Origin of the sequence: Candidatus Desulfofervidus auxilii (genome assembly GCA_030262725.1) — a bacterium.
Taxonomy (GTDB): domain Bacteria; phylum Desulfobacterota; class Desulfofervidia; order Desulfofervidales; family Desulfofervidaceae; genus JAJSZS01.
Map to the genome: position 1 here is coordinate 51019 of JAJSZS010000003.1, position 26719 is coordinate 77737.

27 protein-coding genes and 4 tRNA genes are annotated in these 26719 nt (G+C 32.6%); 12 read left to right on the forward strand and 19 right to left on the reverse strand.

Translation table 11 applies throughout. The features are described 5' to 3' along the window. The 6 genes from LWW95_02580 to LWW95_02605 are packed head-to-tail and all read right to left on the reverse strand — an operon-like array spanning position 1 to position 7939. Positions 1 to 1518 (reverse strand): SpoIID/LytB domain-containing protein, encoded by a 1518-nt coding sequence (locus LWW95_02580; protein ID MDL1955928.1) that lies wholly within the window; start codon positions 1516 to 1518, stop codon positions 1 to 3. A gap of 3 nt (positions 1519 to 1521) precedes the next feature. Beyond that, a complete protein-coding gene (locus LWW95_02585; GenBank protein MDL1955929.1) occupies positions 1522 to 3606 on the reverse strand; it encodes a hypothetical protein in 2085 nt (694 codons plus the stop codon). Between the two features lie 36 nt (positions 3607 to 3642). Then, positions 3643 to 4521: a hypothetical protein gene (locus LWW95_02590; GenBank protein MDL1955930.1), complete on the reverse strand. Its 879-nt coding sequence runs from the start codon at positions 4519 to 4521 to the stop codon at positions 3643 to 3645. Between the two features lie 10 nt (positions 4522 to 4531). Then, the gene (locus tag LWW95_02595; GenBank protein MDL1955931.1) at positions 4532 to 5728 is read right to left on the reverse strand and encodes an S-layer homology domain-containing protein; all 1197 of its coding nucleotides are present in this window, start codon (positions 5726 to 5728) and stop codon (positions 4532 to 4534) included. Between the two features lie 11 nt (positions 5729 to 5739). Continuing rightward, positions 5740 to 6780 (reverse strand): CsgG/HfaB family protein, encoded by a 1041-nt coding sequence (locus tag LWW95_02600; GenBank protein ID MDL1955932.1) that lies wholly within the window; start codon positions 6778 to 6780, stop codon positions 5740 to 5742. A gap of 13 nt (positions 6781 to 6793) precedes the next feature. Beyond that, positions 6794 to 7939, reverse strand: coding sequence for a hypothetical protein (locus LWW95_02605; protein MDL1955933.1), 1146 nt, complete (start codon positions 7937 to 7939; stop codon positions 6794 to 6796). 214 nt (positions 7940 to 8153) lie between these two features. Between LWW95_02605 and LWW95_02610 the strand changes: the two genes are divergently transcribed. Further along, complete coding sequence (locus LWW95_02610) at positions 8154 to 8810, forward strand: hypothetical protein (GenBank protein MDL1955934.1); 657 nt, start codon at positions 8154 to 8156, stop codon at positions 8808 to 8810. Here LWW95_02610 and LWW95_02615 read toward each other — a convergent pair. Genes LWW95_02615 through LWW95_02635 form a run of 5 tightly spaced genes read right to left on the reverse strand, consistent with a single transcriptional unit; the run spans position 8807 to position 12566 of the window. Then, the gene (locus LWW95_02615; GenBank protein MDL1955935.1) at positions 8807 to 9958 is read right to left on the reverse strand and encodes a 1-deoxy-D-xylulose-5-phosphate reductoisomerase; all 1152 of its coding nucleotides are present in this window, start codon (positions 9956 to 9958) and stop codon (positions 8807 to 8809) included. The genes LWW95_02610 and LWW95_02615 overlap by 4 nt on opposite strands. Continuing rightward, the gene (locus LWW95_02620) at positions 9955 to 10746 is read right to left on the reverse strand and encodes a phosphatidate cytidylyltransferase (protein MDL1955936.1); all 792 of its coding nucleotides are present in this window, start codon (positions 10744 to 10746) and stop codon (positions 9955 to 9957) included. Before LWW95_02620 ends, LWW95_02615 begins: the two co-directional genes overlap by 4 nt. Continuing rightward, entirely contained in the window at positions 10730 to 11476 is a 747-nt protein-coding gene (locus LWW95_02625) for an isoprenyl transferase (GenBank protein ID MDL1955937.1), read from the reverse strand. The genes LWW95_02620 and LWW95_02625 overlap by 17 nt, the downstream gene beginning before the upstream one ends. Beyond that, positions 11454 to 12167 (reverse strand): 1-acyl-sn-glycerol-3-phosphate acyltransferase, encoded by a 714-nt coding sequence (locus tag LWW95_02630; GenBank protein MDL1955938.1) that lies wholly within the window; start codon positions 12165 to 12167, stop codon positions 11454 to 11456. Before LWW95_02630 ends, LWW95_02625 begins: the two co-directional genes overlap by 23 nt. Before the next feature lie 3 nt (positions 12168 to 12170). Next, complete coding sequence (locus LWW95_02635; GenBank protein ID MDL1955939.1) at positions 12171 to 12566, reverse strand: secondary thiamine-phosphate synthase enzyme YjbQ; 396 nt, start codon at positions 12564 to 12566, stop codon at positions 12171 to 12173. A gap of 89 nt (positions 12567 to 12655) precedes the next feature. On the opposite strand from LWW95_02635, the gene panB reads away from it, so the two are divergent. The 3 genes from panB to LWW95_02650 are packed head-to-tail and all read left to right on the forward strand — an operon-like array spanning position 12656 to position 15472. Continuing rightward, the gene (gene panB / locus LWW95_02640) at positions 12656 to 13507 is read left to right on the forward strand and encodes a 3-methyl-2-oxobutanoate hydroxymethyltransferase (protein MDL1955940.1); all 852 of its coding nucleotides are present in this window, start codon (positions 12656 to 12658) and stop codon (positions 13505 to 13507) included. Further along, positions 13500 to 14036 (forward strand): shikimate kinase AroL, encoded by a 537-nt coding sequence (aroL, locus tag LWW95_02645; protein MDL1955941.1) that lies wholly within the window; start codon positions 13500 to 13502, stop codon positions 14034 to 14036. Before panB ends, aroL begins: the two co-directional genes overlap by 8 nt. Beyond that, complete coding sequence (locus LWW95_02650) at positions 14012 to 15472, forward strand: diguanylate cyclase (protein MDL1955942.1); 1461 nt, start codon at positions 14012 to 14014, stop codon at positions 15470 to 15472. Before aroL ends, LWW95_02650 begins: the two co-directional genes overlap by 25 nt. Here LWW95_02650 and LWW95_02655 read toward each other — a convergent pair. From LWW95_02655 to LWW95_02685, 7 genes are read right to left on the reverse strand one after another with little or no spacing between them, the layout of a single operon-like run. After that, on the reverse strand, positions 15450 to 16547 hold the full coding sequence (locus LWW95_02655; protein MDL1955943.1) for an ABC transporter ATP-binding protein: 1098 nt from the start codon (positions 16545 to 16547) through the stop codon (positions 15450 to 15452). The two genes, LWW95_02650 and LWW95_02655, sit on opposite strands and share 23 nt — an antisense overlap. After that, the gene (locus tag LWW95_02660) at positions 16544 to 17371 is read right to left on the reverse strand and encodes a carbohydrate ABC transporter permease (GenBank protein MDL1955944.1); all 828 of its coding nucleotides are present in this window, start codon (positions 17369 to 17371) and stop codon (positions 16544 to 16546) included. Before LWW95_02660 ends, LWW95_02655 begins: the two co-directional genes overlap by 4 nt. Further along, positions 17368 to 18219, reverse strand: coding sequence for a sugar ABC transporter permease (locus tag LWW95_02665; GenBank protein MDL1955945.1), 852 nt, complete (start codon positions 18217 to 18219; stop codon positions 17368 to 17370). Before LWW95_02665 ends, LWW95_02660 begins: the two co-directional genes overlap by 4 nt. Continuing rightward, complete coding sequence (locus LWW95_02670) at positions 18212 to 19459, reverse strand: ABC transporter substrate-binding protein (GenBank protein MDL1955946.1); 1248 nt, start codon at positions 19457 to 19459, stop codon at positions 18212 to 18214. The genes LWW95_02665 and LWW95_02670 overlap by 8 nt, the downstream gene beginning before the upstream one ends. 3 nt (positions 19460 to 19462) lie before the next feature. Continuing rightward, positions 19463 to 19684: a DUF2905 domain-containing protein gene (locus tag LWW95_02675; GenBank protein MDL1955947.1), complete on the reverse strand. Its 222-nt coding sequence runs from the start codon at positions 19682 to 19684 to the stop codon at positions 19463 to 19465. A gap of 2 nt (positions 19685 to 19686) precedes the next feature. Beyond that, positions 19687 to 20235, reverse strand: coding sequence for an epoxyqueuosine reductase QueH (locus LWW95_02680; protein MDL1955948.1), 549 nt, complete (start codon positions 20233 to 20235; stop codon positions 19687 to 19689). A gap of 1 nt (position 20236) precedes the next feature. Beyond that, positions 20237 to 20848, reverse strand: coding sequence for an HAD family hydrolase (locus LWW95_02685; protein MDL1955949.1), 612 nt, complete (start codon positions 20846 to 20848; stop codon positions 20237 to 20239). A gap of 323 nt (positions 20849 to 21171) precedes the next feature. On the opposite strand from LWW95_02685, the gene LWW95_02690 reads away from it, so the two are divergent. Then, positions 21172 to 22662: a hypothetical protein gene (locus LWW95_02690; GenBank protein MDL1955950.1), complete on the forward strand. Its 1491-nt coding sequence runs from the start codon at positions 21172 to 21174 to the stop codon at positions 22660 to 22662. 326 nt (positions 22663 to 22988) lie between these two features. Here LWW95_02690 and LWW95_02695 read toward each other — a convergent pair whose 3' ends face one another. After that, positions 22989 to 24095, reverse strand: coding sequence for a radical SAM protein (locus tag LWW95_02695; protein MDL1955951.1), 1107 nt, complete (start codon positions 24093 to 24095; stop codon positions 22989 to 22991). Between the two features lie 95 nt (positions 24096 to 24190). Here LWW95_02695 and LWW95_02700 point away from each other — a divergent pair. The 7 genes from LWW95_02700 (at position 24191) to rplC (ending at position 26718) form a co-directional block, all read left to right on the forward strand. Beyond that, positions 24191 to 24266 (forward strand) — tRNA-Thr (locus LWW95_02700). Between the two features lie 11 nt (positions 24267 to 24277). After that, positions 24278 to 24362, forward strand: a tRNA-Tyr gene (locus tag LWW95_02705). Positions 24363 to 24365: 3 nt separating this feature from the next. Continuing rightward, positions 24366 to 24442: transfer RNA gene (locus LWW95_02710), tRNA-Gly, on the forward strand. Between the two features lie 6 nt (positions 24443 to 24448). Then, positions 24449 to 24524: transfer RNA gene (locus LWW95_02715), tRNA-Thr, on the forward strand. 30 nt (positions 24525 to 24554) lie between these two features. Further along, positions 24555 to 25754 carry an elongation factor Tu gene (gene tuf / locus LWW95_02720; protein MDL1955952.1) on the forward strand — a complete coding sequence of 400 codons (1200 nt, stop codon included), beginning with the start codon at positions 24555 to 24557 and terminating at the stop codon, positions 25752 to 25754. A gap of 9 nt (positions 25755 to 25763) precedes the next feature. Further along, entirely contained in the window at positions 25764 to 26075 is a 312-nt protein-coding gene (gene rpsJ, locus LWW95_02725) for a 30S ribosomal protein S10 (protein MDL1955953.1), read from the forward strand. A 10-nt stretch (positions 26076 to 26085) separates the two neighbouring features. After that, positions 26086 to 26718 (forward strand): 50S ribosomal protein L3, encoded by a 633-nt coding sequence (gene rplC / locus LWW95_02730; GenBank protein MDL1955954.1) that lies wholly within the window; start codon positions 26086 to 26088, stop codon positions 26716 to 26718. Position 26719: the final 1 nt, after the last annotated feature.

The following is a 26719-nucleotide window of genomic DNA, read 5'->3' on the forward strand; positions in this document are numbered from 1 at the left end:
TTACCATAACTTTTTTAATAAGGTATTAGGATAATAAAAAAGAAGAATTTCTTTAAATGATTTCCCTTCTTTACCCAATTCTGCAGCACCCCATTGAGAATAACCTACACCATGACCCCAACCATGTCCTTCAAAAATAAATGTATTACCAAATTTTTTAATAGAAAAAAGAATTTCTGGTAACTTTAAAGCCCTTCTTAAAGTAGTACGAGTGCGAAAGATGCCATTACCTTTATCAGCAATAATTTTTATTTTTATGATCCTCCCTGAAGGGCCTTTTTCTACTGGAACAATATCTCTTAGTCCCTTTATTTTCAAACCAATCCTTCTCAATGCATTTTCCACTTGATCTACTTTGAATTCCTTTTCCCAATAAGCCATTTTCCCTTTAAGACTAGGTGGATCAGGATGAGCAATAAGGTAAGATTTATATAATTTAAATATGCTTTTTGCTGAAGCAGTATAACCTCCACTATTAGCAGTATACATAGCCAAAATAGGCCTTCCTTTCTCCACTAAAACAAGACCCTCTGTCTCTCTTACTGCTTGTGTAGTCCTATCTGTTTCCCTATCTACTCCTCCATATGCTTGATCCCCTTCATAATCCACTAAATCATAATCCCAGTTTTTGCGGTGAAGTACTTGATAAAGGGCATATGTTCGAGCTGCCACTGCTTGTGCCTTTAATGTCTCTAACGGCCATGAAGACCAAGATTCAGATGGTACAACACTTAATAAATAACTTTCTATATCAACAATGTTTAAAACCATTAAATTATTTTCTTTTATTTTAATAAAAATTCGTCCTCTTAATTTTTTCCTTTTTCCTTTAACTATTACTTCTAATGGAGTTTCAGCATTAATATTTATAGATTTTGAAAAAAAGTTTGTGTTTTTAATATATATTTTTCCATTTTTTAAATAACATATAATTTCATTTTTTAAAAAGGGATGATTATTAATAGATAAATTTTTACCTCTTATTTTTACTTCTTTTGCTTTACGGTGAATCAATACTCTTACTTCTGGTCTTTTTATCTTTGGTATTGGTGGAGCAATGGCTTTTTTTGCTTTTTCTAAAAGCACCTCTGTTTGAAATCTAAATCGCCCTTGAGGATATTTTTTAAGATATAATTCTAATGTCATTACAGCATCTTTAAATCTCCTTGTCTCAAAAAGTAAAAGCCCTTTACGATAAAGGGCAATCTCTTCCCCTTCAGGATATTCTTTTATGATCTTCTCATAAATATTTAATGCCTCTTCTTCGGCATCTAAAAAAGTAGCTAGTAAATTTGCTTTATATAAAAGAGCCCTTAGTTTTGTTTGACGATAGGTTGTTACTTCATAGGCTGTGTTATATGCATCAAGTGCTTCTAAATATTTACCTACATCTATCAAATAACTAGCATAATTAATGTTCCATTGTGCTAATCTTTCTGCAGAAAGTGTATCTTCTTGAGCTAAAGCAATAATAGGCAATAAAATTAAGATAAAGATAAAAATTCCTCTTTTTACCATAGCTCATTCCTTTAAATTTTTTTGAATAAAAAAATTTTTCTTAAAAATACCTTTTTCTACTTTACCTTTCAAAGAAAAAATTTTTTTATCCACATTAAAACTTCCTTCAGCAAAGAAACGCATCAAAGGTGAGATAAAGCGTATATTTTTAAAATTAATAATTTTTGGTGTACCTTTAATTACACAAATAACATTATCAAAAGGTAAAGTATCTTCAAGTTTGGCAGGATTTAACTTGATTATTCTCATAATATCTAAAATAAATCCTAATGATTTATGTAAATTAGAAAGTTTCATAATTTGACCTGCTTCAATATTTAATAACCCATCTATTTTAGCATTGTCTATAAATTCTTTATCTGTCTTCCCTTGCGCACTTATAGTTAATTGGAAACCTGTTTTTCCTGTAACATAAATAGGTGCTTCATGAATAAAACATCCTAAAAGATGTTCTAAATTCACAGAACTAACCTTTGCTTCGCTAAAGCAATTGAGGAAATTATCAGTAAATTCACATCCAAGATTTAAATTTACATTACAAAATCTTGTATTAAGAGCCAATTGATTATTTGAATCAAACATAGCATCTATTTTTAGAGATTCAATAGGAGGATAATCTTCATATACAATTTGGTCAAATTCTAAATGCCATTGTGGTGATATTTTTGAAACTTTTTTACTCCAAGAAAAATCAAATGGTTTTGGTTTAGATTCAACTTTTGAAGAAACTGTTTTTTTCTTTTTTTCTTTTAATTTAACTAAAGGTGAAATAACAATTATTTTATTTTCTCTTTGATCAAGACGAGATTTACCATTTATGAGCAAATTTGTTATTCCCAAATTGTAATGAGCAATCAGCTCTTTATCAGGAAGTTTTTTTAAATCTATTTCTTTTAAAAAAATAGATGAAAAATCAATATCTTTAACCAAAAGATCTATCTGTGCTGGTTTAAATGAAAGTGGCCAATCAAAATCTGTTTTTAATTTTATAAATCCTTTTGGTGGAACAGCTATATTGCTTTCTAGATTTGATATTTCTATTTTTTCAGGTGAATAAGAAATATAGCCATTTAATTTTTCAATATTAAATATCTTTTTACGCCAAGCAATATTTATTGGTTTGGCTTTAAAATTAAATTTAGCAAAATATTTATTTTTAGAAAAATTTGTCTGAATGTCTTGAAAAACTATGCCTCCATTGAGATTAATAAATTCATCATTTAAAGTGTATATAAAATTAGAAGCATTTATTCCTATATTGTTTGATTTTATTGATGCAATTTTATTCTGCCACAAAAATGTCATTTCTGGTATAGAAATAACAAAATTTGAAGGTAAAGCTTTTGGCAAATTAGGTAAGAGAAAGATATTTAAAGGCTTGATTGTCTTTATATTTGCTTTAGAGGTATTTAAAAGAAATTTATTTTCTTCTTGAATCAAATTGATATTTAGATTTGTCAATAATATTTCTCCTTTTAGCTCTAAATCCTTATAAAAATTTAATTCATCTAAAATTTTCTTTTTATACTGAGGATTAAAATTAAAAAATGCTTTAGAAATTGAAGCCAAATCCAAAATAATCTTTTCACAATTTACATTTATGTTTGTTTTAATATAATTACCTGTTAAATTAGTAAATAAAGATGAACCTAAATTTAAGATTCCTATTTTCCAATTAATATTATTTCCAATAATATTAATTTGAATGTCCTTAATAGCAATAGGATAAAGACTATATAAAGATGGGAAAATACTTTCTTTTATATTCAAAAGATAATTATTGTTTTCTGCTTTAAGAAAAATCTGTTTTAAAATAGCTTTGCCTTTAACTGATAAATTAAATTCTTTTGGTAAATATCCAATTTTTTGCAAATAAATTAATAAACTACTTGTTTCTATTTCACATAAAGGGCTTTCAATCTCCCAAATCAAAGGCTTAGTAGAAATAAGATGAAAATTGAATTCTCCTTTAAATTGCAACTCAGGAATATTTAATAAAGTTTTTATTTTAAATTCCTTTGAAGAAACAGCAGAGAAAGAAACAAATAGAAAGATTAAAAAATAGAGAAAAAGAAATCTACGAATCATATTTTTAAAAAAGGGGCGAAAATCGCCCCTTTATTTTTATTTTAATACAAATACTACTTTTGCCTGAGCAAGGAAATTGGTCTTTTGATTATGTGTAAATATAGCTGCTGCATCATCAGAACCTACTTTTACATCTGTCATCTTTATTACACCTTTTGCCTTTACAACCATTGGATTATTAGAACCCCAAGTCTGAAGCAATGCCTTTGCTTTAGCCTCATCATTTGTAAAACCACCACAACCCCTTTCTACCAAAACAGAACTGACAATCTTTGAAGGGTCAAAAATTATTTCATTTTTATCCGTAAGTATACGATTAATTAAGGCTGGTCTAAAATTATATTCTCTTACATCCACAATAAGACCATCATGTGGGTGGGTAATCTCTGAAGGTTTTGCAACTTCAGGTGTTTCAGGAACAACTGATTTCTCCGCTTCAGGAATCAACTTTGGTTGATAAGAAGGAGCAGGAGGAGGCAAAAGTTTTTCATCTCTCATCAAAGGCAAAATGATATCATAAAGACCCCCTTTCCCTCTAATATAAAGTCTTAAACAAACTTCAGCATAACCCCGATTAGGATCATATTTTTCACCGCATTTAACAGCACCTTTTAAGAAACCTTCTACTGTTGTACGAATGACATCACTTTGCAACATACCATCTCTTACTGTAGTAGTGCCATAAAGACTAAGTCCTTGCAAAACCTCAAGCAAATCTCTCTGAGCTACTACTGTTGCTGCTCTAATTGCCCGATAACGACTCTGCCCTTCTTCAGAAGTCCCAATTACTTGAATATACCCTTCGCTAAAGACCTTTACAGGGTCAGTTACTGATTGCCAACCTTGCTGAGCAAAAACCTGAATAACCATTAAACAAACTAGAATACCCGCTAAAAGACCAAAAATTTTCTTCATTTTCCCCCTCCTAATATATATTCATGACATTTCTCAATTTCATTAATGCCAAAATCAACTCTGCCCCATCTACATAATCATCTGGTCTGAATTCACCTGAAAGCTCTGGCTCCATAAGCCCTCTTGTAGTTACATTCATCACTGCATTAAACCAGGCTACATTTACAGGCACATCAGGAAAAGGTGATTTTTCTGTACCAAAATAAGCTGTAGCTAAATTTTCATCACCAGTCAGTTTAATCAACAAATCTTCAAGGATAAAAGCCAATTCCTTACGTTTAATTGGCTCTTGCGGTTTAAATAAATATGCTTGTGTAGTTGAATCATATTTTGCTTGTAAACCTCTTACATTCCATTTAATTACTGTAACAATCTCATTTTCAAATGGATGACCTAAAGCATCAGCTGGAATAAAATCTGCTTTTGGTAATTTGGATTTTACAGGAATACGACCTGCTAAAAAGCGGTCTAAATGAAGCTCATCTATCAAAAGAGCAGCTACATCACCTCTTGTTACCTGCTCTTTTACAGCAATCTTTTTGGCTACATCGGTTAATGTATATTGACCACATGCCCTAACAATCTTTTGAACTTTTTTATACAAATTATCTGCCTTATCATGCCATTTACCAGGTTTACTAGAAATTACCTTTGCTAAAGTCTCTTCTGCTTTGCGAAATTCATAGGCACGATAATAAGCTATTCCCATAAAATAATGCATTGCAGAAGTAGTTTGATAATAAGGTAAATCTGCCTCATTTACTTTTTTAAGTTTAAGGGCATATTCATAATGATCTTTAGCTTCTCCTAACCAATCCTTTGGATGCCCTTCTGTATAAACACGGATAGCTGTTACATGATAAATGAATTTTTGACTATCACCATTAGCTTTCTTTCTTGCTTTTTTAAGAAAATCAATCGCTTTTTTCATATCTATAGCCATATGTTCTTTCTCACCTTGTTTACCAGCCTTAATTGCTAAGACCAAAGCTTTACCTGCTAAAGCAGGACTATAATCTTTATCAAGATAAAGAGCACGATCAAACCGCCTTTCTGCTTCATCTAAATCACCTCTTTCAATTGCCTCCATCCCTTGTAGATAATGATGGGGTGGATTATCTTCAATAGAAATAGGCACTGGCTTAAGCTTTGCACAAGCAACAATCAAAAACAAAATTAACCATACTATCCCTATTTTCTTAACCATTTTTTACCCCCTTATCTTGTAATAGATTTCCAAAAATCTTTAAGTACATCTTTTACTTCTTCTTGTTGAGCTTTTTTCTTAGCCTGAGCAGCTGTAAGTCTAACCATTTGACCTATTTTAAGACGACTCATAACATTTTTATCTGTAACAAGGATTATAGCCTCATTATCTGTAAGCCCTTCTTGAACGACTTTTCCTTTACCTATCTGTATATAAGAATCTATTTGACGATTGGTTACAGGATCTATCTCTATAAGGTGCTCAATAATTTCTACTTCATCGCCAGGTACAATTCCATCAGCCCTACCTAAAGTAATATAGGCTATTTTTTTTGCCCCAGAAGAATGTGTCATGATTTTACGAATATAGCCATAGATAGGAATAGCCTCTATTAAATGGACAGGAACATATCTATTAATTGCTTGTGAAAGTGCTTTTTGTGCTAATCCACAACTAAAACGGCAATTTTGACGTGCAATATCTGTCTCACTTCCCTTTACACTAAAACTTTTAACAACACGGCCAGTAGAAAAATCTATTACTCTAAAATTTAAAGTAACCTCTGCCCTTACACTACATTCAGGAGGAATATATATGCCTTCCTTAGTATAATAGCCTGGTTTTTGATTCTGACTAACTAAAACTTCATTTACTGCACCTACAATAGCATAATCAATATCCTTACCTAAACTAAAATATCTCTCTTCTATTTTTTCCCAATCAACTCCATGCTCCTCTTGATAACCAAGTTCCCTTGCTAATTGATTAGCACGTGAACGCTCCACTACTTCAAATGTTCCGGTTTTAGCAACCACATTATGCATTAATTCAGTAGCAACATGTCCCAATCTGCAACCCTTGCCTGAGTAATCTCCCATTTCCAAAACCACAATCCGTGGTTTTTTCTTCTGAAGCACATATTTAGGAGGCATAATTTCTGCCTTTTGTATATCTTGCGGAGTCTGATAATACTCTGCAATCTTTATAGTAGGTCCTACTGCAGCACATGAAAGGATAAAAATCAAACCTATTACTAAAGCAATCCTTCTCATATTTACCCTCCAATTAATAGCCTGTATAATTTCCATCAAAAATTACTCTACTTCCAGCCATCTCTGCTGGTATAAAAGAAAGTCCTGCTGCTTTTAATTTCTTTTTCATAACACGTCTTACAGAAGTAGGATCTGCTTCACTAAAAACCTCTATTTCTATATAATTACCTGTTTGACGAGCAATCCTATATCTCCAACCAATTTCATCTAAAAGATTTTCAATCCTATCTTGATCATTTGGAGAAACATTTCTGAATATAAGTACAACAAACTTAGCTCTCATAGTACTAAAGCGATCAACTATCTTTCTTACAAGATTATCCACACAGCGAGGTCCTACTTTAAGAGCAATTCTTGCTACACCATCTTGAATTCCATAATCCCCACCACGAGTAATAGTTTTGTTTCTATCCTGAACATTGGCAAACAATTCACCAGTAGTAACATCATAGGCTTTAAGACTAAGTGTAGCCATAACAAGATAATATCCATCAGAGGTAGGTCTCATACCTGCATCAAAACTTACTAATACTACTGCATCTCCAGCCTCTTGACGAGCAACTTCAATAGCTGTCTCCTCATCTATAATCATCTCCGCTGCCCTTCCTCTAATCCGCCTAAGCTCACTAGGCAAAAATACACGAAAACCATATTCAGCCAATTTATCTTCAATTAAATCAATAACTGTTTGTACTGCCTTTGAATTTTCTGGTAAATCAAGACCTGTTCGCGGCATATAAATTACTACTACTCGCCTTTCCTCAAACTGTGTCTCCTGAAATGCCCTTTTAAAACGAGGATCTTTTCTAAATTCTTCTAATGCATTTTTCAATTTATAATCATCAATAAGCACTGAAAGTTTTACTTTATATGTATCAGTAATGGGGTCTTTCCCCTCTGCCAAGACCTTATAATTTCTTACATAACCTGCACTGGCTGAAACTATCCTATCATAGATTAACCTTCCTTGACCGATTTCTGTTTGGGATTTTATATATGTCCCAAGCGCTTTTTCAATTGCTACTCTAATACCATTATTAATAGCTTCCTGGCGAGTATGTCCTTCTCCTATAGCAGTCACTTCAATTGCCAAACTAAAGCTAGTTAGAAATAACATTAGACAAAGAGTTAAACTTGCTACAATAATGCTCTTCCTCATAAAATGCCTCCTAATTAAGTGATTTTTAAAGGTTCTTATACCATCACAGCCATTATAAAGTCAAGAATTTTTCCCAAAATCCGCCATTGATTTTTTGTTAAAAGAAGACATTTGGGCTTTGGGCAAAATAGCTCTTTACTTTAGATTTGTGAGTGATTTTTAAAATTGCTTTGGGATGCTTGTTTTTTCTGTATAATTGTGATAAATTTTTATAGTGAGATTTGTTATCTATTTTCTCATTATTTTATGGCTTTTAGGATGTGGGCCACGTACTAAGATTGCCTGTTTTAAAGATTCTTCTTATCTGTTTAATAAAGCCAAAAAAAATATATTAATTACTATAGTAAATTATGACAATTGGCAGACAAAAGGTAATGAGGTTTTGGTTTCTAATATTGCAAATGCTGTTAAAGTAGAGTTATTAAAAGCAGGATATAATGTATATACATTAGATGTTAAGCATAAAAATAAAAAAAATTTCAAGGAGTTTTTAAAAGACTATCTGGCTAAAAATTCTATTGATTTTCACTTAGTAATAACTTTAGAACCCACAGAGCAGGAAAGAAAATTTATTCCTCCTTCTACTTATGTAAGTTATGAATTTATGATCGCAAATGTCTATGATAGATATGGGAGAATAAAAAGCTATTACTGGCAATTGCCTGTATTGAGAACGAGAGGAGCTCAACTTTATACATATCATATAGTGACCATAGATTTAGCCCTTTATGATGTTAGATTAAAAAAACAAATTTGGTTGGGGAAAGCTAGGACAAAAGGTCGTTCTGATGATGCAGAAAAATTTTATCTTAAACCTGCTATTAAACTTGTGCAAAAGCTTATAAATGAATTTACTCAAAATTCTCATTAAGATGATTTTCTATTGATCCATTCCTTTGCTTTTTTTCTAGCCCATTGGTCTACTATAAATATTTCCTCTATTTCTTTTACTGTTGTTGGTATATGAGCATTCATTACAGTTTCAATTAATTCTGGAATTTCAAGAAATTTTATCTTTTTTTTCAAAAATGCCTCTACTGCTATTTCATTTGCAGCATTGAGCACAATAGGCATACTTTTTCCGATTTTAGCTGCAATAAGAGCAAGTTTTAAACAACGAAATTTTTCTAAATCAAAAGGAAAAAATGAGAGGGTTAAATTAGTTAAATCAAGTGGGGTAAAAGGCAAAGGAAATCTTTCTGGAAAATTTAAGGCATAGGCAATAGGAATTCGCATATCAGGCTGGCTTAATTGTGCAAATATTACACCATCATGAAATTCTACTAATGAATGAATAATGCTTTGAGGATGAATAACAATTCCTATTTTTTCTAAATCTAAATCAAATAGCCACATAGCTTCAATTACTTCCAATCCTTTGTTCATTAAGGTAGCTGAATCAACACTTATCTTTGCTCCCATAGTCCAGCGTGGATGATTTATAGCTTGTTCTGGTGTAACATCTTTTAATAAAGAAAAATCCTTTTGCCAAAAAGGCCCACCAGAGGCAGTTAAAATAATGCGTTTTAATGTTTTTTTATCTCTTTCTAAAAGAAGCTGAAATATAGCACTGTGTTCACTATCTATAGGTAATAATTGATTTTCATATTTTATGCTTTTTTTAATAATATTTCCACCAGTTACCAAAGCTTCTTTATTTGCTAGGGCTACAGTTTTTTTAGCTTTTAAGGCAGCTAAAGTTGGTTTTAAGCCATTTATACCTACCATTGCTGAGACTACTAAATCAGCATTTGGATAACTTGCTATCTCTTGATAACCCTCTTCTCCCCAAAGGATTTTTGTTTTTGTTAAAAGTGCCTCTTTTAATGCCTGAGCATATTCTTTATTAATAACACAGACTACTTCTGGCTGAAATCTTTCAATTTGTTCTTTTAATAAACTGATATTTTTGCCAGCTGCTAATCCAACAATTTTAAACTTTTTAGGAAATATAGAAACTACTTCTAAAGTCTGCCGACCAATAGAACCTGTAGAACCTAAAATAACTAAATTTTTCATTTGAGCCACCATGATAAGAAATAATAGCTTACTGGTAAAGCAAACAAAACTCCATCAATTCTGTCAAGCATTCCACCATGTCCAGGTAAAATTTTTCCACTATCCTTACAACCAGCTTGGCGTTTAAGTGCGGATTCAAAAAAATCTCCAATTTGCTCAAAAATAGCAATAATAAAGCTTAAAAACAGAATTTTTAAAGTATTTAAAGGCAGAAAAAAAGAGGCAATTATTCCTAAAATAAAAGCACTACCAATACATCCTATAAGCCCTTCCCAAGATTTTTTAGGACTAACAGCTGGATAAATTTTATGCTTTCCAAATTTACGCCCCATATAAAATGCTCCAGTATCAGCAGCAAAGACAATAAAAAGTATCCAAAGGAGGAATTTTCTACCTTGAGGAAGTGTTAAAAAAGAAAAAGCATGTCCTAAAAGTAAATTGGGATATATAATTGAGAATATTCCTATTGTAAAAAATGATGAAATTTCAGATTTATGACCATAAGTCCAAATAAAATAAATAGTAAGAATAAAAAAAGCCATAAGTAAACTTAATATAGGAGAAGAAAAGGCAAATCCTAAAAGAACAATCAAACTAAGAAGGGTATAAAAAAAAGAAAAATTTTTATTTGGAAGATGCCATAAATTAACTTGTTCAAGAGATGCTATAAAGCCTACAAAAAAAATAAATATAAAAAAAAGAAAAAATGGTGAAAAAACTATTAGCCAAATAATTAAAGGTAAAGTAATGACAGCAGTAAGAATACGCTGCTTATGAGCCTTTTCCATTTTTTAATTGTTCAGAGATTTTCCCAAAGCGACGTTCTCTATTCTGATAATCCTTTAAGGCTTCAATAAATTCTGCTTTATGAAAATCTGGCCATAAAATTGGGGTAAAATAAAATTCAGCATAAGCACATTGCCAAAGTAAAAAATTGCTTATTCTTATCTCTCCTCCAGTGCGTATAATAAGGTCAGGGTCAGGCAAGCCTTTTGTCCAAAGAAATTTGCTAAATAAATCTATATTTATATCCTCTATTTTTATTTTATTCTGTTTTATTTTTTCTATCAAATTACGTACAGCATAAATTATTTCCTGTCTACCTCCATAACTTATAGCCAAATTGAAGATCATACTTTGACAATGTATAGTATCTTTTATAACACTTTGTAAAGTTTCATAAGTAGTTTTAGGAAGGAGACTTAAATCACCGATAGCCTGAAGACGTATATCTTCTTTAATTAGATTTTTCCGTTCCTCTTTTAAATAATCTTCAAGCAAATGCATTAAAAATTTTACTTCTTCTTGAGGTCTTTGCCAATTTTCATAAGAAAAAGTATAAAGTGTAAGTATTTTTATGCCTAATTCTCTAGCTGTTTCTACTATTTCTCTTGCCCTTTTTGCCCCTTCTTGATGACCAACTATACGTGGAAGTCCTCTCCTTTTTGCCCAGCGTCCATTACCATCCATAATAATGGCTACATGAACAGGCAATTTATTTAGTTTTATATCTTTCATAATTTTTAACCACTATTTCTCTAACTAAATTAGCTAATTTATTTTTTTCTTTTTCTGCATATTTAGAAACATCAATTGGTCTATCAATTATAATCGTCACATTTCCTGGTCTAATCCGACGACCTGATTTAGGTAGAATAGAAAATGTGCCAATAATACTAACTGGTACAATAGGTACTTTAGCTCGTAATGCTAACACAAAACCACCACTTTTAAAAGACCTAATATTTCCATCAAGACTTCTTGTACCTTCTGGAAAGATAATGATTGAAAAACCTTGTTTTATAATTTCTAAAGCTTTTAAAATTGCTTGATAAGCTGCTTTTGGATTTTCTCTTTCTACTGGAATATATCCACAAGCCTTCATTCCCCATCCTACTAAAGGAATATAAAAAAGGCTCTTTTTTGCCATCCATTTAAATTGGATAGGAAGATGAGCTAATAATGTAAAAATGTCATATTGACTTTGATGATTAGCAGCAAAGACATAAGGTCTTTTTAAATCAATATTTTCTAATCCTAAGATTTTTACTTTTACTCCACTTACCCAAAGTATGGTTTTTGCCCAATAACGGGCTAAAATGTGTGGTATGTGTTTTGTATAGGGGATAAGACTTGTAATTAAGGCAAGAGGATAAAAGAAAAAGCTAATTATAGCTATCCAAATAAAAACTAAAAAAAATCTTAACATAAATTAACCTTCAATGCATTTAACAAAGACTTTACGTGAACGTGGGCCATCAAATTCAGCAAAGAATATACCTTGCCATGTGCCCAATACTAAATGACCATTTTCAATGATTACTAAAACAGAAGAACCAATAATACTGGCTTTTATATGTGCAGGTGAATTGCCTTCTAAATGTTTATAATTTGCTTGCCAAGGAACAATCTGATTTAAAATATTTAAAATGTCTTCTGCTACACTTGGATCAGCATTTTCATTGATTGTTACTCCTGCTGTAGTGTGTGGGACATAAACAATACATAAGCCATTTTTTATTCCAATTCGTCTAATTACTTCAGCTACTTTATTAGTAATATCAATAAATTGTGTTCTTTTTGTTGTATTTAAAGAAATTATCTCCATTTTTTACCTCCATTTTTGATGAGTTTTTTAGCAAAAAAATTTAATTAATACAAGTTGACATAAAAGAAAAGTCAGAATAAAAGGAAGATATGAAAAAGATAACTCTTTTAGATTTAAAGACAAAAAAAGAAAAGAAAGAAAAGATTACTATGCTTACTGCTTATGATTATCCTTTAGCTCGATTGGTAGATGAAGTGGGAATAGATACTATTTTAGTTGGTGATTCTTTAGGTATGGTAGTACTTGGATATGAAAATACTTTACCCGTAACTATGACAGAGATGCTTCATCATATAAAGGCTGTAAAAAGAGGAGTGAAAAGGGCATTTTTAATCGGTGATTTGCCATTTATGTCTTATCAAGCCTCTATAAAAGAGGCAGTGAAAAATGCAGGTAGATTTATGAAAGCTGGTTGTGATGCTGTAAAACTAGAGGGTGGAAAAGAAGTAGTTGACAAAATAAAAGCCATTGTAGATGCAGGTATTCCCGTTTTAGCCCATATTGGTCTTACACCACAAAGTCTTTCAAAACTAGGAGGTTATCGTGTTCAAGGTACAGATGTGGAATCAGCCATTCGTTTAATAGAAGATGCCTTAGCACTTGAAGAAGCAGGTGCTTTTGGTGTTGTGCTTGAGTGTATTCCATATCAATTAGCTAAATTGATTACAGAAAAACTTTCTATTATTACTATTGGTATTGGAGCTGGACCTTATTGTGATGGGCAGGTATTAGTTATTCACGATTTATTAGGGCTTTTTGAAAAATTTACACCAAAATTTGTTAAAGTTTATGCAAATCTTGCCCTTCAAATAAAAGAAGCAATTATGAATTATAAGCAGGAGGTAGAAAAAGGTATTTTTCCAGATATAGAACATGCTTATAGTTTTTCTCAAGAAGTGTGGCAAGCACTTTTAAAAGAAGTAGAGAAAAAAGATGTCTAAAAATATCATTCTTATTGGCTTTCGTGCTACTGGCAAAACAACGATTGGTAAACTTTTAGCTCAAAAATTAAATAAACCATTTATTGATACTGACATTTTAATTGAAAAAAGGGCTGGTAAGACAATTGCTGAGATTGTAAAAGAAGAAGGTTGGTCTGGTTTTAGAAAAAGAGAAAAGATGATTATAAAAGAATTAGCTGAAAAAGAAGATATTGTTTTGGCTTTGGGAGGAGGGGCAATATTAGATGCAGAGAATGTAGAATGTCTTAAAAAAAATGGAATTTTTATTTGGCTTAAGGCTAAACCAGAGACCATTTTAAAACGTTTGTATCAAGATAAAAAAACCACTTCACAAAGACCAAGCCTTACTGGTAAATCACTTGATGCAGAAATAAATCAAATTTTAAAAGAGCGATTGCCCATTTATGAAAATATAGCCGATATATCTATTGATACTGATAAAATGTTGCCTGAAGAAATTATTAAAATCATAATGGAGGAAAGATGGCAAAAGCAAAAGTTTTATTAGTAGATGATAGCCCTTTTGTTTTAGCTATGCTTTCTGCACTGCTTCAATCTGAAGGCTATGAAGTTATTACAGCTCAAGATGGGTTGACAGCTATTGAGCTTACCTATACTGAAAATCCAGATATTATATTGTTAGATGTCATGATGCCCAAAATGAATGGTTATCAAGTGGCAAGATTATTAAAATTTGAAGAACAAACAAAACATATTCCTATTATTATTTTCACATCAAAAGATAAGCCAATAGACCGTTTTTGGGGATTGCAAACAGGGGCAGATGCTTATTTAGTTAAAGAAGAAGAACATGATAAGCTTTTAAAAACAATAGAATTACTTTTGAAAAAAAGACCAACTATTTCTCATACAGGGATTTCTCTTGAAAGACCTAGTTATTTAGATATTTTAATTAAAACAAATGATCTTTTGGATCGTAAGCTTTATGAGGCTACTATTATTAATCGTATTACTGAATTGGGAAAGAAAATCCCTGAAATTTCAGCTGCTGTAAAAGGAGTATTTAAACATGTTGAAGAGCTATTACCTTATGAAATAGCAGCCCTTTTTTTGGCTGAACGAGAGAAAAGCCGTTTTTTTATTTTAACAAAAAGTAAAATTTCTGAAGAAATGGTTCAAAAGATAAGTAAACACTGTAAAGATTTTCTTGAAAAAGAAAAGGATATGGATTTTCCTGATCCAGAAATTACTGTATTTGAATCAGGTTCAGAAGAAATAAAAGATTCTCAAAATACTTATTTTGCTCTCTTTTCTTCAGAGGGAGGTATTTATACTTTATTTTTCTTTTATGGTGAAGCAGTAGCAAAATTAGGACAGAGTGAAAAGGAAATCTTAAATCTTATTCTTGAACATGCCTCTATTATTCTTGAAAATGCTTATCTTTATGAAAAAATAAGGCTTAAATCTATAACTGATGAACTTACAGGTCTTTATAATCGGCGTTATTTTTTAGAAAGATTAGAAGCAGAATGGGAAAGGGCAAAGCGATATAAAAGACCTATTTCTCTTTTGCTTTTAGATATAGATTATTTCAAAAAAATAAATGATACTTATGGACACTTAGCTGGTGATAGAGTGCTAAGAACATTAGGAAAAATTGTTTCTCAACATATGAGGAGGTCTGAAATTGCTGGTAGATATGGTGGGGAGGAATTTGCTATTTTAGCTCCTGAAACAGATGCAGAAAGTGCAGTAAAATTGGGAGAAAGATTGAGGAAAACAATAGAGAATTATTCATTTCCAATAAATGGATATATAAATTTAACAATAAGTATAGGTGTGGCTGATGCTATTGGGGTAAATAGTGTAACTGAATTTATTCAAAGGGCAGATAACGCTCTTTATCAGGCAAAAGAGGCTGGTAGAAATCGGGTAGTAAAATGGGAAGAGGATAAAAATGCTAAGTCATTTCAGCAGACTTAAATATATAAATCTTTTTGGGATCTATAAAAAGTCTAATTTTTTCTCCCTTTTTAAATCCTTTATCTTCTGTTAATTTTACAAGCAATTTATTTTCCCCAATTTTAAAATGTAAAATTATTTCTGTTCCTAAATGCTCAATATGTTTTATCTCTTCTTCAAAACTATTTTCTATTTTTTCTTCCACAATTTTTATATCTTCTGGTCTAATTCCCAAAATAATTTCCTTCTCTTTTAATTCTTTTTTATCAATGTAGATTTTAAATTTATTTTTATCTATTAAAGTATAAAAATTCCCTGATTCTTCAAATATTTCTGTTTTTATCAAATTCATAGGAGGTGTTCCCATAAAACTGGCAACAAATATATTAGCTGGTTTTTTATATACCTCTAAAGGTTTTCCAATTTGTTGTATTTTTCCTTTTTTAAGAATAGCCAAACGGTCACCAAGAGTCATTGCTTCTGTTTGATCATGTGTAACATAAATTGTTGTTATACCAAGTTTTTGTTGTAAATTTTTTAATTCTTCTCTCATTTTTATTCTTAATTGGGCATCAAGATTAGAAAGTGGTTCATCTAAAAGGAATAAAGAAGGATGTCTTACAAGTGCCCTAGCTATGGCTACCCTCTGTCTTTGTCCACCACTTAATTCCTTTGGTTTTGCTTCTAAAAGATCATCAATTGCAAGCATTTTTGCCATTTCTATAACCTTTTCTTTTATTATTTTTTTTGAAATTTTGGCTATTTTCAAAGGAAAGGCAATATTATCATATACATTTAAATGTGGATAAAGGGCATAGGATTGGAATACCATAGAGACATTTCTTTCTTTTGAAGAGAGGAAGATTCTTTTTTCAGTAGAACAAACAAGTTTTTCTCCAAACCATATTTCACCTTTAGTTGGTTTTTCTAAGCCTGCTAAAACATTTAACAAAGTTGATTTACCACATCCACTTGGTCCAAGTATAACAAAAAATTCTCCCTTTTTTATTTCAAGATTAATATTATTTAAGGCTATAATTTTTTTACGAATTGTTTTAAATTCCTTACTTAATTCTTTAATTTTTATAAAAATCATTCTTTAACTGCCCCTCCTGTTAATCCCTGAATGATATATTTTTGAAAAAATAGAGCAATTAATATTACGGGAATTGAAGAAATAACTGAAGCAGCCATAATATAACCCCAAGGTATTTCACCATGAAGTCCTTCAAAAAGTGCAATACCTACTGGAATTGTCCTTGCTCTGTAATCTGTTGTTAACATAAGAGCAAAAAGAAATTCATTAAAGGAAAATATAAAAAGAAGTAAAATTGTTGCTAAAAGTCCTGGCAAAATAATAGGTAAAATGATTTTAAAAAGTATCTGTAATCGATTTGCCCCATCAATTAGAGCAGCTTTATCAATTTCATCTGGAATTTGCGAAAAATAACTTAAAAGCATCCATAAACCTAAAGGAAGACACCAGGCAATATATGGAAAAATTAAAGCATTATATGTGTTTATCAATCCAATATCACTCATAAATTCATAAAGATAGCCTATGATGCTAATTTGAGGGAGCATTGATAGAGCAAGTACAGATAAAATAATAAAAATCTTTCCTGGAAAATTTAATCTTGATATGGCATAAGCAGCAAGAGCAGCAATGATTGTACTAAATATTGCTGTAATGCTAGAAACAATTAAACTATTTTTTAGATAATCAAGGAAATGTAAATTTTTTACTTTTAAAATATCTAAATAATTTTTTATTGTAAGGACAAAATTTCCATTTATTAAAAAATCAGGAGACTTGCTTAAAGAAATAACAATCATCCAACAGACAGGCATCAAGCAAAAGATTAAAAGAAAAAATAATCCAAAGTATAATATAATTTTTTTTAATCTTTCTTCTTTCATAATATTGCTTTAAATTTACCTATTTTTATGTAAAAAATAGCAATAAAAAATGCTATAAAAAACAAAATAACAGATATAGTTGCACCATAACTAAAATCACCAAGTAAAAAATATTTATAGGCATAGATTGAGAGAGATGTTGTTGTACCAGCAGGTCCCCCACCTGTAATGACATAAATAATATCAAATATTCTAAGGGCATCTATAGTCCTAAAAAGTAAGGCAACAATAATAATTGGTTTAAGTAAAGGTATTGTTATTTTAAAGAATCTCTGAAAGAAATTTGTACCGTCAATCTTTGCTTGTTTATACAAATCTTCTGGAATAGCTTGTAGACCTGCTAGGATAATAATAGTAACAAAAGGGGTGGTTCTCCAGACATCTGCTAATAAAAGTGAAAAAAATGCTCCTGAAGGACTGCCAAACCAATTTATAGAAAAATGAAATATTTTTTCTAATAAAAAATTGGCAAGTCCATAATCATAACGATAAATCAATTGCCAGATTCTAGCACTAATTACACTTGGAATGACCCAAGGGAGAAGAATAATTCCTCTTATAATGCCCTTTTTTTCATTTATCACAAGAGCAAAAATTATTCCTAAAATCATTTCAATTGCTACAGAAAAAACGGTAAATAAGGTTGTAAAATACAAGGATTGTAAAAATTGAGGGTCTTTAAAAAGTCTAATATAATTCTCAATTCCAAGAAATTTTTTAGGCAAAAAAGATACATCTCTCCAAAAACTTATCCAGAATGTTCCAATGAGCGGAAGCAACATAAATATTGAGATAAAGATAATAAGAGGTGAGATAAAAGAAAAAGCTTCTTTGCTCTCTTTATTCATGATAAGCCTTTTCAATCTTTTTTATTTCTTTTTCAGCTCGTTCTAAAGCTTTTTCTGGCTTTATATTTTTTGATATAGCTGCATTTATATATTTTTGTAATATTTCAGAAATTTGAGTGTAATAGGGAATGTTTGGTCTAGCAACTGCATGCATAAGAGCTTTTTTCAATATTTTAATATGTGGCATCTTTTCTTTTATTTCAGGATCATCATAAATATCCTTTCTAGCGGGATTCCAACCCAAATCTAATGCAAGTCTTTTTTGGATATTATAAGAAAGTATAAAATTTAAAAGTTTCCATGCATCTTCTTTTCTATCAGAATATCTTGATATTCCAATATGCCATCCTCCAAGAGCAGTTGCATGTTTTTTAAACTTTGGCAAAATTGTAATCCCTATTTTCCCTTTTAAAGAAGAATTATTATGAAGTTTCCATGCATATGGCCAATTTCTTTCAAATAAGGCATTGCCTTTTTCAAAATATATTCTTGTTTCCTCTTCTTTCATTTCTGTATATGTATTTGGAGGTGAAATTTTGTGTTTATGGATTAAATCCTTCATAAATTGCAATGCTTCAATATTTTCTTTAATAGCAAGTGTAATATTTTTATTCAAAATTTTTCCTCCATTTGAAGCAATAAATTCAATAAAATTACAAATCAAACCTTCATATTGTGCTCCTTGCCATACAAAACCATAAAAATATGGATTCTTTTTTCTTTCTTCTTTTTGTATCTTTTTTGCGTATTTTAAAAGTTCTTTCCAAGTTTTGGGTATAGAAAGATTGTATTTTTTAAGTAAATCTTTTCTGAAATAAAGAAGACCACAATCCACATAAACTGGTAAAGCAATGATTTTTCCTTTATAAACATCTACTTGATTGACTATCTGAATAAATAAATTATTTATATCAAAATTATCCTGTTTGATGTAAGAATCCAAAGGCAAAAGCCAACCAGAGGCAGCAAACTGGGCGACCCATGCTACATCCATGAGAAAGACATCAGGATCTTTTTTCTTTGCCTTTAATGGTATTACTAAACCTTGTCTACGTAGGTCTGTATCGCTAGGTTGTCTTAACAATTTAACATCAATCTGGTTTTTATTTTCAAAATCTTTTATAAGTTTTTCCCAATATTCTACTTCATTAGGAGCACCTCCTACTGCAAAGGTTAAAATAGCTTCTTTTTTGCTGCATCCTAAAAGAAATAAGAGAAAAAGAAAATAGAAAAATTTCATAAATTATTTTCTAAAAATCAAATTAAGGATAATGGTTAAAACAAGACTTAAAATTATGCATGTGACTAAAGGGAAATAAAAGGTGAAGTTTTTTCTTTGAATTATGATATCTCCAGGTAATCTGCCTAAATAAGGAATTTTTGGAGCAAATATAAGGATAAGACCAAAGATAATAATGATAATACCAGTAAAGATTAAAAATTTACCCATTGTTTGCAAAGGCATGGCTATTCCTCCATTAATTTTTTAGCAAATCTTTCTTTCTCACTATAAATACAACCACAATATGATTGCCGATACATATTTAATGATTTAGATATTTCTATACCTTCTTTCCAGCCTTCTCTAAAGTCCTCATAATAAAATTTAGTATTATATTTTTTAGCTAAACTTTCAGCAATTTCACAAATTAGCTCATGATTTTGAAACTTGCTATAAAGCAAAGTGGTTGTAAAGGCATCAAATTTGCCATGTTTGGCAATTTGAGCAGTGGCTTCCAATCTTTTAAAATAACAAAATTTACAACGGATTCCAAAGCTTTCACGAAATGCTATGCTTCTTAAAAATTCTTCCAATTCATATCTATCGCGCCAAATCATCCTTAAATTTATCTTTTGGGCATAGTCCTTTAGTGTTTCAAGCCTTTTTTTATATTCAGTAAAAGGATGAATATTTGGATTATACCAAAAACCAAATACTTCAATATTTTTTTCTCTTAAAGATTTAATAGGATAAATTGCACATGGTGCACAGCAAATGTGAAGTAATATACGCATGTTATTTTACAATTTTCAAAAGTTCTAAAAAATTATCTATATAAAAATCCGAATTAAGCCCTTTATTTTTATAGGCAACAAATATTACTTTAGCTCTTTTTGCCATTTCTGCATCTATATCTCCATCTCCTACATAAATCATTTCTTCAGGTTTAATAGAAAAATATGTCATAATTTTATAAAGTGCTTCAGGATGAGGTTTTACCTGTTTTACATCTAAGGCAGAGATAATGATGTCAAAATAATTACTCAGTTTATATGTATCTAAAAGCTGATAAACTGTATTAGCACGGCTTGTTGCCATACCAATTTTAAAAGATTTTTTAAATAAAGCAAGTACTTCTTTCACATTTGGTTCTAGTTTAAGATATGGAATAAATTGGCTGTAATCTATTTTTTTCCTCAAAATATGAGCTTTTTTACGTAAAATTGGGTCAGGAATTAAATAATCAATTACCTCATATACTGTATGAGTATGGGCATAATAGAGCTGTTCTTCTGTCATAGGTGGCAGTTCTAATATTTTAAGTATAGTGTCATAATATGCCCTATTAGCTTCCTTTGAATCAAATATTACTCCGTCACAATCAAAGACAATGGCTTTTAATTTCATGGATTGGAAATTATCTTTCCTTTTTCATAAAGTTTTGGTTGTGAAAAGGCTATCTCTGTCCAAAATAAAAGGAATGCAAAAATTAAGTATCGCATAATTCATTAAATCACCTTTCTATTACAAAAGCAAGTGGATATAAAAACCCAAATCCGTGTTTGTCTCTCTATGGGTTCATTAATACCATAACTAAACACTTTTTTGTCACTTTTTTGTCACTGTCTTCTGTTATAAAGAATGTAATTTACCAAAAAGGGGAGTGAGCTTACTTTAGAAAACACTAGCTAATTCTTAAATAAAAATAAGAAAAAAAGGAGGTATGAACTATGGGAGAGAAAATTATCAAATTGGAGCGCCTTGCGAAAAAAGGAATGAAGATGTCCATCCGGATCCCGGATATTCAAACCTGGCTGAAAATGACCAAAGCAGACCCAGCCATTCCCCGATCCTTCCGGCAGCTTCGTCGTCTTGAGCGATTAATCTTTCGTGTCAGAAGGCGTAAACCAGTACGTCCGATGAGACCTATCGGGCGTATCCGCGGTGTTGTCATCGGTTTGTTTGAGGAGTGTGGAGAAAGTCTCTATTATCGTTTTTTTGCTGGCTTGGGCAACCCGTTCCTAACTGCAACCCAGAGAGCTATAATTGAGGCTGACATCGACGCCGATACGCCGGACCTCGAACAGAGCATTGAGACAGACCATTTCATCTTACGGTGGACAAACCAGAGCCCACTCGCTTCTGATAACATCGCCGACCAGACTATCATAGAGGAAACCGGCGAATATCTTGAGACTGCCTGGGAGCGATACAACACCGTCTTTGGAAAAGCACCCTATGTTCCAGCTGGCAACGCTAAGATTGAAGTAAACTTCTACTACCTCGGGTCAGGAACCTATGGGGTAGCCAGTCCACCTGATGGCCCTATTGTTTTTAACTCGCACTACTGGGTCAACGAACCAGGAATTCGTCAACCCGTTTCTGCACATGAACTCTTCCACAAGCTTCAGTATGCCTTTGGCTACCGGACCAAGCATATACCCAGTGGCAGCTATAAATGGTTTTCCGAAGGAACTGCCTCATGGGCTGAGGTTTTTATCTGGCAGCGCGTCAGAGGAGCCTACAAAGTGGAGGGTTTGTTCACTAACCCGGACCTTAACCTGTATTCCGCCAGTTATAGGGCACTGCCATTCTGGATATTCCTTGAAACCAGGCTGCAAGACACACCAGATGACAATGCGTTAGTTTCTTTTTTTCAGAAATATGAGGCTATTGATGTGGCAGAGCCACATCCTGAAAGGATCGCACTGTCTGAAGTGGTTGAGGAGGACTGGCCACCAAACAACGTATACCGTCAGCTTGACAATTTCTTTGCTCTGTTTTCACGTGAGCGGCGGCTTGGGACATGGCGTCAGACTCCAGCAGGCGGTCAACCCTACGCGACGATTCTTGATCCCGATGGCAACAACATTGTTCCGGAGCTCTCGGTTACAGAGGTTTTTCTGGGAATGGGAGATAGTTACTCCAGCGCAGGAGCAGTTTCCCAATTTGGCTCAGACTATTACCGTTTCATCTTTGAAGATGACACAGATGGAGAAACATTTAATGTCTCGGTAACGGGTGTACCGGGCGGTAACTACTCATATTATATCATCTGGGAAAAGAATGGCACGTTTAAAAGAGCGGTTTTTCCGTTTGCGGTAACCGGAAACTATGGTTTCTCCGAGACAATTAATTTAAGAACTGCTGACAGCCTGATGTTGATTATCTCCGGTCGAGGCACAGGCGGCACCTATACTATTAATGCCTCGGTGAGCTGAACGGCTGAATCAGCCAGGATATTGCCCCAACTACCGCTGAATGCAACTAAATGGACATAAGCTCGATAGGCAAAATGGTTGCCTAACATGGAGCTGGCAACCTTGCTATGCTTTGATCCTAAGGTTTAGAATTAAGGTCAGAATTTTTATGTTTAAGAGGTTTTAAATGGAAGTAAAAAAAGATTAAGGAATAAGGAACTTTTTAAGTTTGAAATTTTCTTCTTCAAGGACTTTGAGGTGTTTAGCTTCTGAAGAAGAAAGACCTTTATATTTTTTGTTTCCAATTGTAGTGCTCATATAGATAAAGCGGTTAAGAGGCAGTCTAATTAATCATATGCTTTCCCTAATAGATGTTTGTTCCCAATCTTTACCCTTTTTATACCTACACCTTTTGCTGCTTCCAAACATCGCATTGCATGGGTATAAGAAGTAGTAGGTAGATCTTTTAAGACAAAAGTAGGATAAAAAGCCAATAAAGAATAAGGAATATCTGGGTTAAGCTTGGCAATAAAGCTAGCAATTTCTTTTACCTCTTCCACATCCACATACCCTGGGACAAGTAATGTGCTGGCAATGAGAAATGGTGGCTCAGGCCGTTTTTTTATTAAGCTTGCTAACCATTTAAAGTTTTCTAGCGTTTGTTTATTAGATACACCACAAAGCGTAAGATGGATTTCTTCATGCCAGGCCTTTAAGTCAAATTTAATACAGCCACCTGATTTTAAAGAAATTTCCGCCATCTGTTTTAAAATTTTAGGATTTACTGCTCCATTTGTCTCAAAGCATATTCTTAAAATAGGTGCATTTTTGCGTTTTAAAATTGTTTTTGAGACAGCAAGGGCATGAATAATCTGTGGTGTGGGATCACCACCAAAATAACAAACACAACTTACATTTCTTTTCAAAGCAGCTTCTGCCAATTCTTCTACTGTTACCCAATGTGGATATTTAAATCCTTCTTTATAAGACCAGTTTTGACAATAAAGACAGTTAAAATTACAAGCCTGATAAAATACTGCTAGATTATAATATCCGAATTCAGGCCCATTTGTATAAGCATATTTAGGATAACCTATGCCTGTACCACCAGGACATACCCAATCAGCTACACAATTTGTAGGTAATGGATCATAATAAAATCGAAGATTACCTTTAACAGTCCCACCAATAATTTTATTATCCACATTTTTCCTTATTCCACAAAAACCTACTTCTCCTAATTTTATCTTACATTCATTAATGCATAGATGACACTTTATACCTTTTTCTTTTGGTACATAGGTAGGCAATCCAAAAGGTAAACGACTACGAGCATGAAGATTAAAAATTTCTGTTTTTAAATCATTCCAATACTTTCTCAAACATTCATAACAATAACCTATTGTATTAGAAATGGTTATTGCCTCTTTTCCACAATGTCGACACTGCCCCATAGGATTATTATAAATGGTTGACGAAAAAAAATAAATGTGATAGAAATTTGTGGTTATTGCATTTCTAAAAATTATGAGTTAAATAATAAAAAAGGGCTGGCGTAGCTCAATTGGCAGAGCGGCTGATTTGTAATCAGCAGGTTGTGGGTTCAAGTCCCTCCGCCAGCTCCAGAGAAAGTTATGGAGGGGTTCCCGAGTGGCCAAAGGGGACGGGCTGTAAACCCGTTGGCTCTGCCTTCGGAGGTTCGAATCCTCCCCCCTCCACCAGGAGCGGGAGTAGCTCAGCTGGTTAGAGCATCAGCCTTCCAAGCTGAGGGTCGCGGGTTCGAATCCCGTCTCCCGCTCCAATAGATGCCCACGTAGCTCAGGAGGTGGAGCACTTCCTTGGTAAGGAAGAGGTCACCGGTTCGAGTCCGGTCGTGGGCTCCATTTATTTTTTAATTTTGAGGAGGAAACGGGATGGCGAAACAGAAGTTTGAAAGGAAAAAGCCACATGTGAATGTGGGTACAATTGGGCATATAGATCATGGAAAAACAACCTTAACAGCAGCAATGACACTGGTTTTAGAAAAAGCAGGCCTGGCAAAATATATCCCATTTGAAGAAATAGATAAAGCACCTGAAGAAAAAGAAAGAGGTATTACAATCGCTATAGCACATGTGGAATATGAAACAGAAAAAAGACATTATGCCCACATAGATTGCCCAGGCCATGCAGACTATATCAAAAATATGATTACAGGCGCAGCTCAAATGGATGGTGCAATCCTTTTAGTGGCTGCAGATGATGGACCAATGCCACAAACACGTGAACATATTTTATTAGCAAGACAAGTAGGTGTACCCTACATTGTTGTCTTCATCAATAAAATAGATATGGTGGAAGATGAAGAATTAATAGAATTAGTAGAACTTGAAACAAGAGAATTACTCACTAAATATGGATTCCCTGGTGATGAAGTGCCAGTAATAAAAGGCAGTGCCCTAAAGTCCTTAGAATGTGGATGTGGTAAAAGAGAGTGTAAATGGTGTGGGGCTGTATGGGAATTGCTTGATGCAATAGATGAATTTATACCTCAACCAGTAAGACCACTTGATAAACCATTCTTAATGCCAATAGAAGATGTTTTTAGCATAAGCGGCAGAGGAACTGTAGTAACTGGTAGAGTAGAAAGGGGTATAATTAGACCAGGTGATGAAGTGGAAATCGTAGGATTAGGACCAACTCGAAAAACAGTAGCTACAAGCATTGAAATGTTTAGAAAAGTATTGGATGAAGGAAGAGCTGGTGATAATATAGGTGTGCTTTTGCGTGGAATAGGAAAAGATGAAGTAGAACGTGGTATGGTATTGGCAGCACCTGGCACTATTACACCACATATACGCTTTAAATCAGAAGTATATGTGCTAACAAAAGAAGAAGGTGGCAGACATACACCATTTTTTAGCGGATATAGACCACAATTTTATTTCCGTACAACAGATGTAACAGGAGTAGTAAATCTGCCAGAAGGTATTGAAATGGTAATGCCTGGAGATAATGTAAATTTAGAAGTAAGCCTACTTGAACCAATTGCAATGGAGGAAGGATTGCGCTTTGCTATAAGAGAAGGTGGACGTACCGTAGGTGCAGGAGTAGTAACTAAGATATTGGAGTAGAGCTAAACTATGATTGAAAATCAAAGGATACGTATAAAATTAAAAGCATTTGATCATAGATTATTGGATCAAGCTGTTATGCAAATTGTAGAAACAGCAAAGAGAACTGGGGCTAAAGTAGTAGGTCCTATTCCTTTGCCAACAAAGATCAGTCGTTGGACTGTATTGAGATCTCCACATATAGATAAAAAATCACGAGAGCAGTTTGAAATAAGGACACATAAACGGTTAATCGATATTGTAGAACCCACTCATCAAACAATTGATGCTTTGATGAATTTAGAATTAGCATCTGGAGTAGATGTAGAAATCAAATTATAAGAGGTAAATAATGATAGGTGGTATATTAGGAAAAAAGATAGGAATGACTCGTGTTTTTACTAAAGATGGTCAAGTAGTGCCTGTAACAGTATTACAAGCAGGCCCATGTACTGTTGTTCAAAAGAAAACAATAGAAAAGGATGGTTATACTGCTGTTCAACTTGGTTTTTTAGAAAAGAAAAAAAAGCGAGTATCAAAACCACTTTTAGGACATTTTGCTAAAGCAGGTACTCCCTGCTTTTATTATTTACGTGAAATTAGAGTAGAAGATGTAAGTGATATTAAAGTAGGTCAAAGGGTAACAGTGGAAGAATTCCAACCTGGTGATTTAGTAAATATTACTGGAACTAGTAAAGGAAGGGGATTTGCTGGTGTTATTAAAAGACATGGTTTTAAAAGAGGACCAGAAACACATGGTAGCAGAAATCAACGTGGTCCAAAATCTATTGGATGTTGCGAGTTTCCAGGCAGAGTTATTAAAGGTAAGAGAATGCCTGGTCATATGGGAAATGTACGTGTAACTATTAAGAACTTAGAGATTATTGATGTTCGTCCTGAACACAATTTGCTTTTAGTAAAAGGAGCTGTGCCAGGTAGTCGTAATAGTCTAGTAATTATTAAGAAAGTGGGGGCAAAGAGTTAAG

Coding starts and splice junctions, on each gene's coding strand:
- LWW95_02580 (MDL1955928.1), bottom strand. CDS start 1,518: ATGGTAAAAAGAGGAATTTTTATCTTTATCTTAATTTTATTGCCTATT.
- LWW95_02585 (MDL1955929.1), bottom strand. CDS start 3,606: ATGATTCGTAGATTTCTTTTTCTCTATTTTTTAATCTTTCTATTTGTT.
- LWW95_02590 (MDL1955930.1), bottom strand. CDS start 4,521: ATGAAGAAAATTTTTGGTCTTTTAGCGGGTATTCTAGTTTGTTTAATG.
- LWW95_02595 (MDL1955931.1), bottom strand. CDS start 5,728: ATGGTTAAGAAAATAGGGATAGTATGGTTAATTTTGTTTTTGATTGTT.
- LWW95_02600 (MDL1955932.1), bottom strand. CDS start 6,780: ATGAGAAGGATTGCTTTAGTAATAGGTTTGATTTTTATCCTTTCATGT.
- LWW95_02605 (MDL1955933.1), bottom strand. CDS start 7,939: ATGAGGAAGAGCATTATTGTAGCAAGTTTAACTCTTTGTCTAATGTTA.
- LWW95_02615 (MDL1955935.1), bottom strand. CDS start 9,958: ATGAAAAATTTAGTTATTTTAGGTTCTACAGGTTCTATTGGTCGGCAG.
- LWW95_02620 (MDL1955936.1), bottom strand. CDS start 10,746: ATGGAAAAGGCTCATAAGCAGCGTATTCTTACTGCTGTCATTACTTTA.
- LWW95_02625 (MDL1955937.1), bottom strand. CDS start 11,476: ATGAAAGATATAAAACTAAATAAATTGCCTGTTCATGTAGCCATTATT.
- LWW95_02630 (MDL1955938.1), bottom strand. CDS start 12,167: ATGTTAAGATTTTTTTTAGTTTTTATTTGGATAGCTATAATTAGCTTT.
- LWW95_02635 (MDL1955939.1), bottom strand. CDS start 12,566: ATGGAGATAATTTCTTTAAATACAACAAAAAGAACACAATTTATTGAT.
- panB (MDL1955940.1), top strand. CDS start 12,656: ATGAAAAAGATAACTCTTTTAGATTTAAAGACAAAAAAAGAAAAGAAA.
- aroL (MDL1955941.1), top strand. CDS start 13,500: ATGTCTAAAAATATCATTCTTATTGGCTTTCGTGCTACTGGCAAAACA.
- LWW95_02650 (MDL1955942.1), top strand. CDS start 14,012: ATGGCAAAAGCAAAAGTTTTATTAGTAGATGATAGCCCTTTTGTTTTA.
- LWW95_02655 (MDL1955943.1), bottom strand. CDS start 16,547: ATGATTTTTATAAAAATTAAAGAATTAAGTAAGGAATTTAAAACAATT.
- LWW95_02660 (MDL1955944.1), bottom strand. CDS start 17,371: ATGAAAGAAGAAAGATTAAAAAAAATTATATTATACTTTGGATTATTT.
- LWW95_02665 (MDL1955945.1), bottom strand. CDS start 18,219: ATGAATAAAGAGAGCAAAGAAGCTTTTTCTTTTATCTCACCTCTTATT.
- LWW95_02670 (MDL1955946.1), bottom strand. CDS start 19,459: ATGAAATTTTTCTATTTTCTTTTTCTCTTATTTCTTTTAGGATGCAGC.
- LWW95_02675 (MDL1955947.1), bottom strand. CDS start 19,684: ATGCCTTTGCAAACAATGGGTAAATTTTTAATCTTTACTGGTATTATC.
- LWW95_02680 (MDL1955948.1), bottom strand. CDS start 20,235: ATGCGTATATTACTTCACATTTGCTGTGCACCATGTGCAATTTATCCT.
- LWW95_02685 (MDL1955949.1), bottom strand. CDS start 20,848: ATGAAATTAAAAGCCATTGTCTTTGATTGTGACGGAGTAATATTTGAT.
- LWW95_02690 (MDL1955950.1), top strand. CDS start 21,172: ATGGGAGAGAAAATTATCAAATTGGAGCGCCTTGCGAAAAAAGGAATG.
- LWW95_02695 (MDL1955951.1), bottom strand. CDS start 24,095: ATGGGGCAGTGTCGACATTGTGGAAAAGAGGCAATAACCATTTCTAAT.
- tuf (MDL1955952.1), top strand. CDS start 24,555: ATGGCGAAACAGAAGTTTGAAAGGAAAAAGCCACATGTGAATGTGGGT.
- rpsJ (MDL1955953.1), top strand. CDS start 25,764: ATGATTGAAAATCAAAGGATACGTATAAAATTAAAAGCATTTGATCAT.
- rplC (MDL1955954.1), top strand. CDS start 26,086: ATGATAGGTGGTATATTAGGAAAAAAGATAGGAATGACTCGTGTTTTT.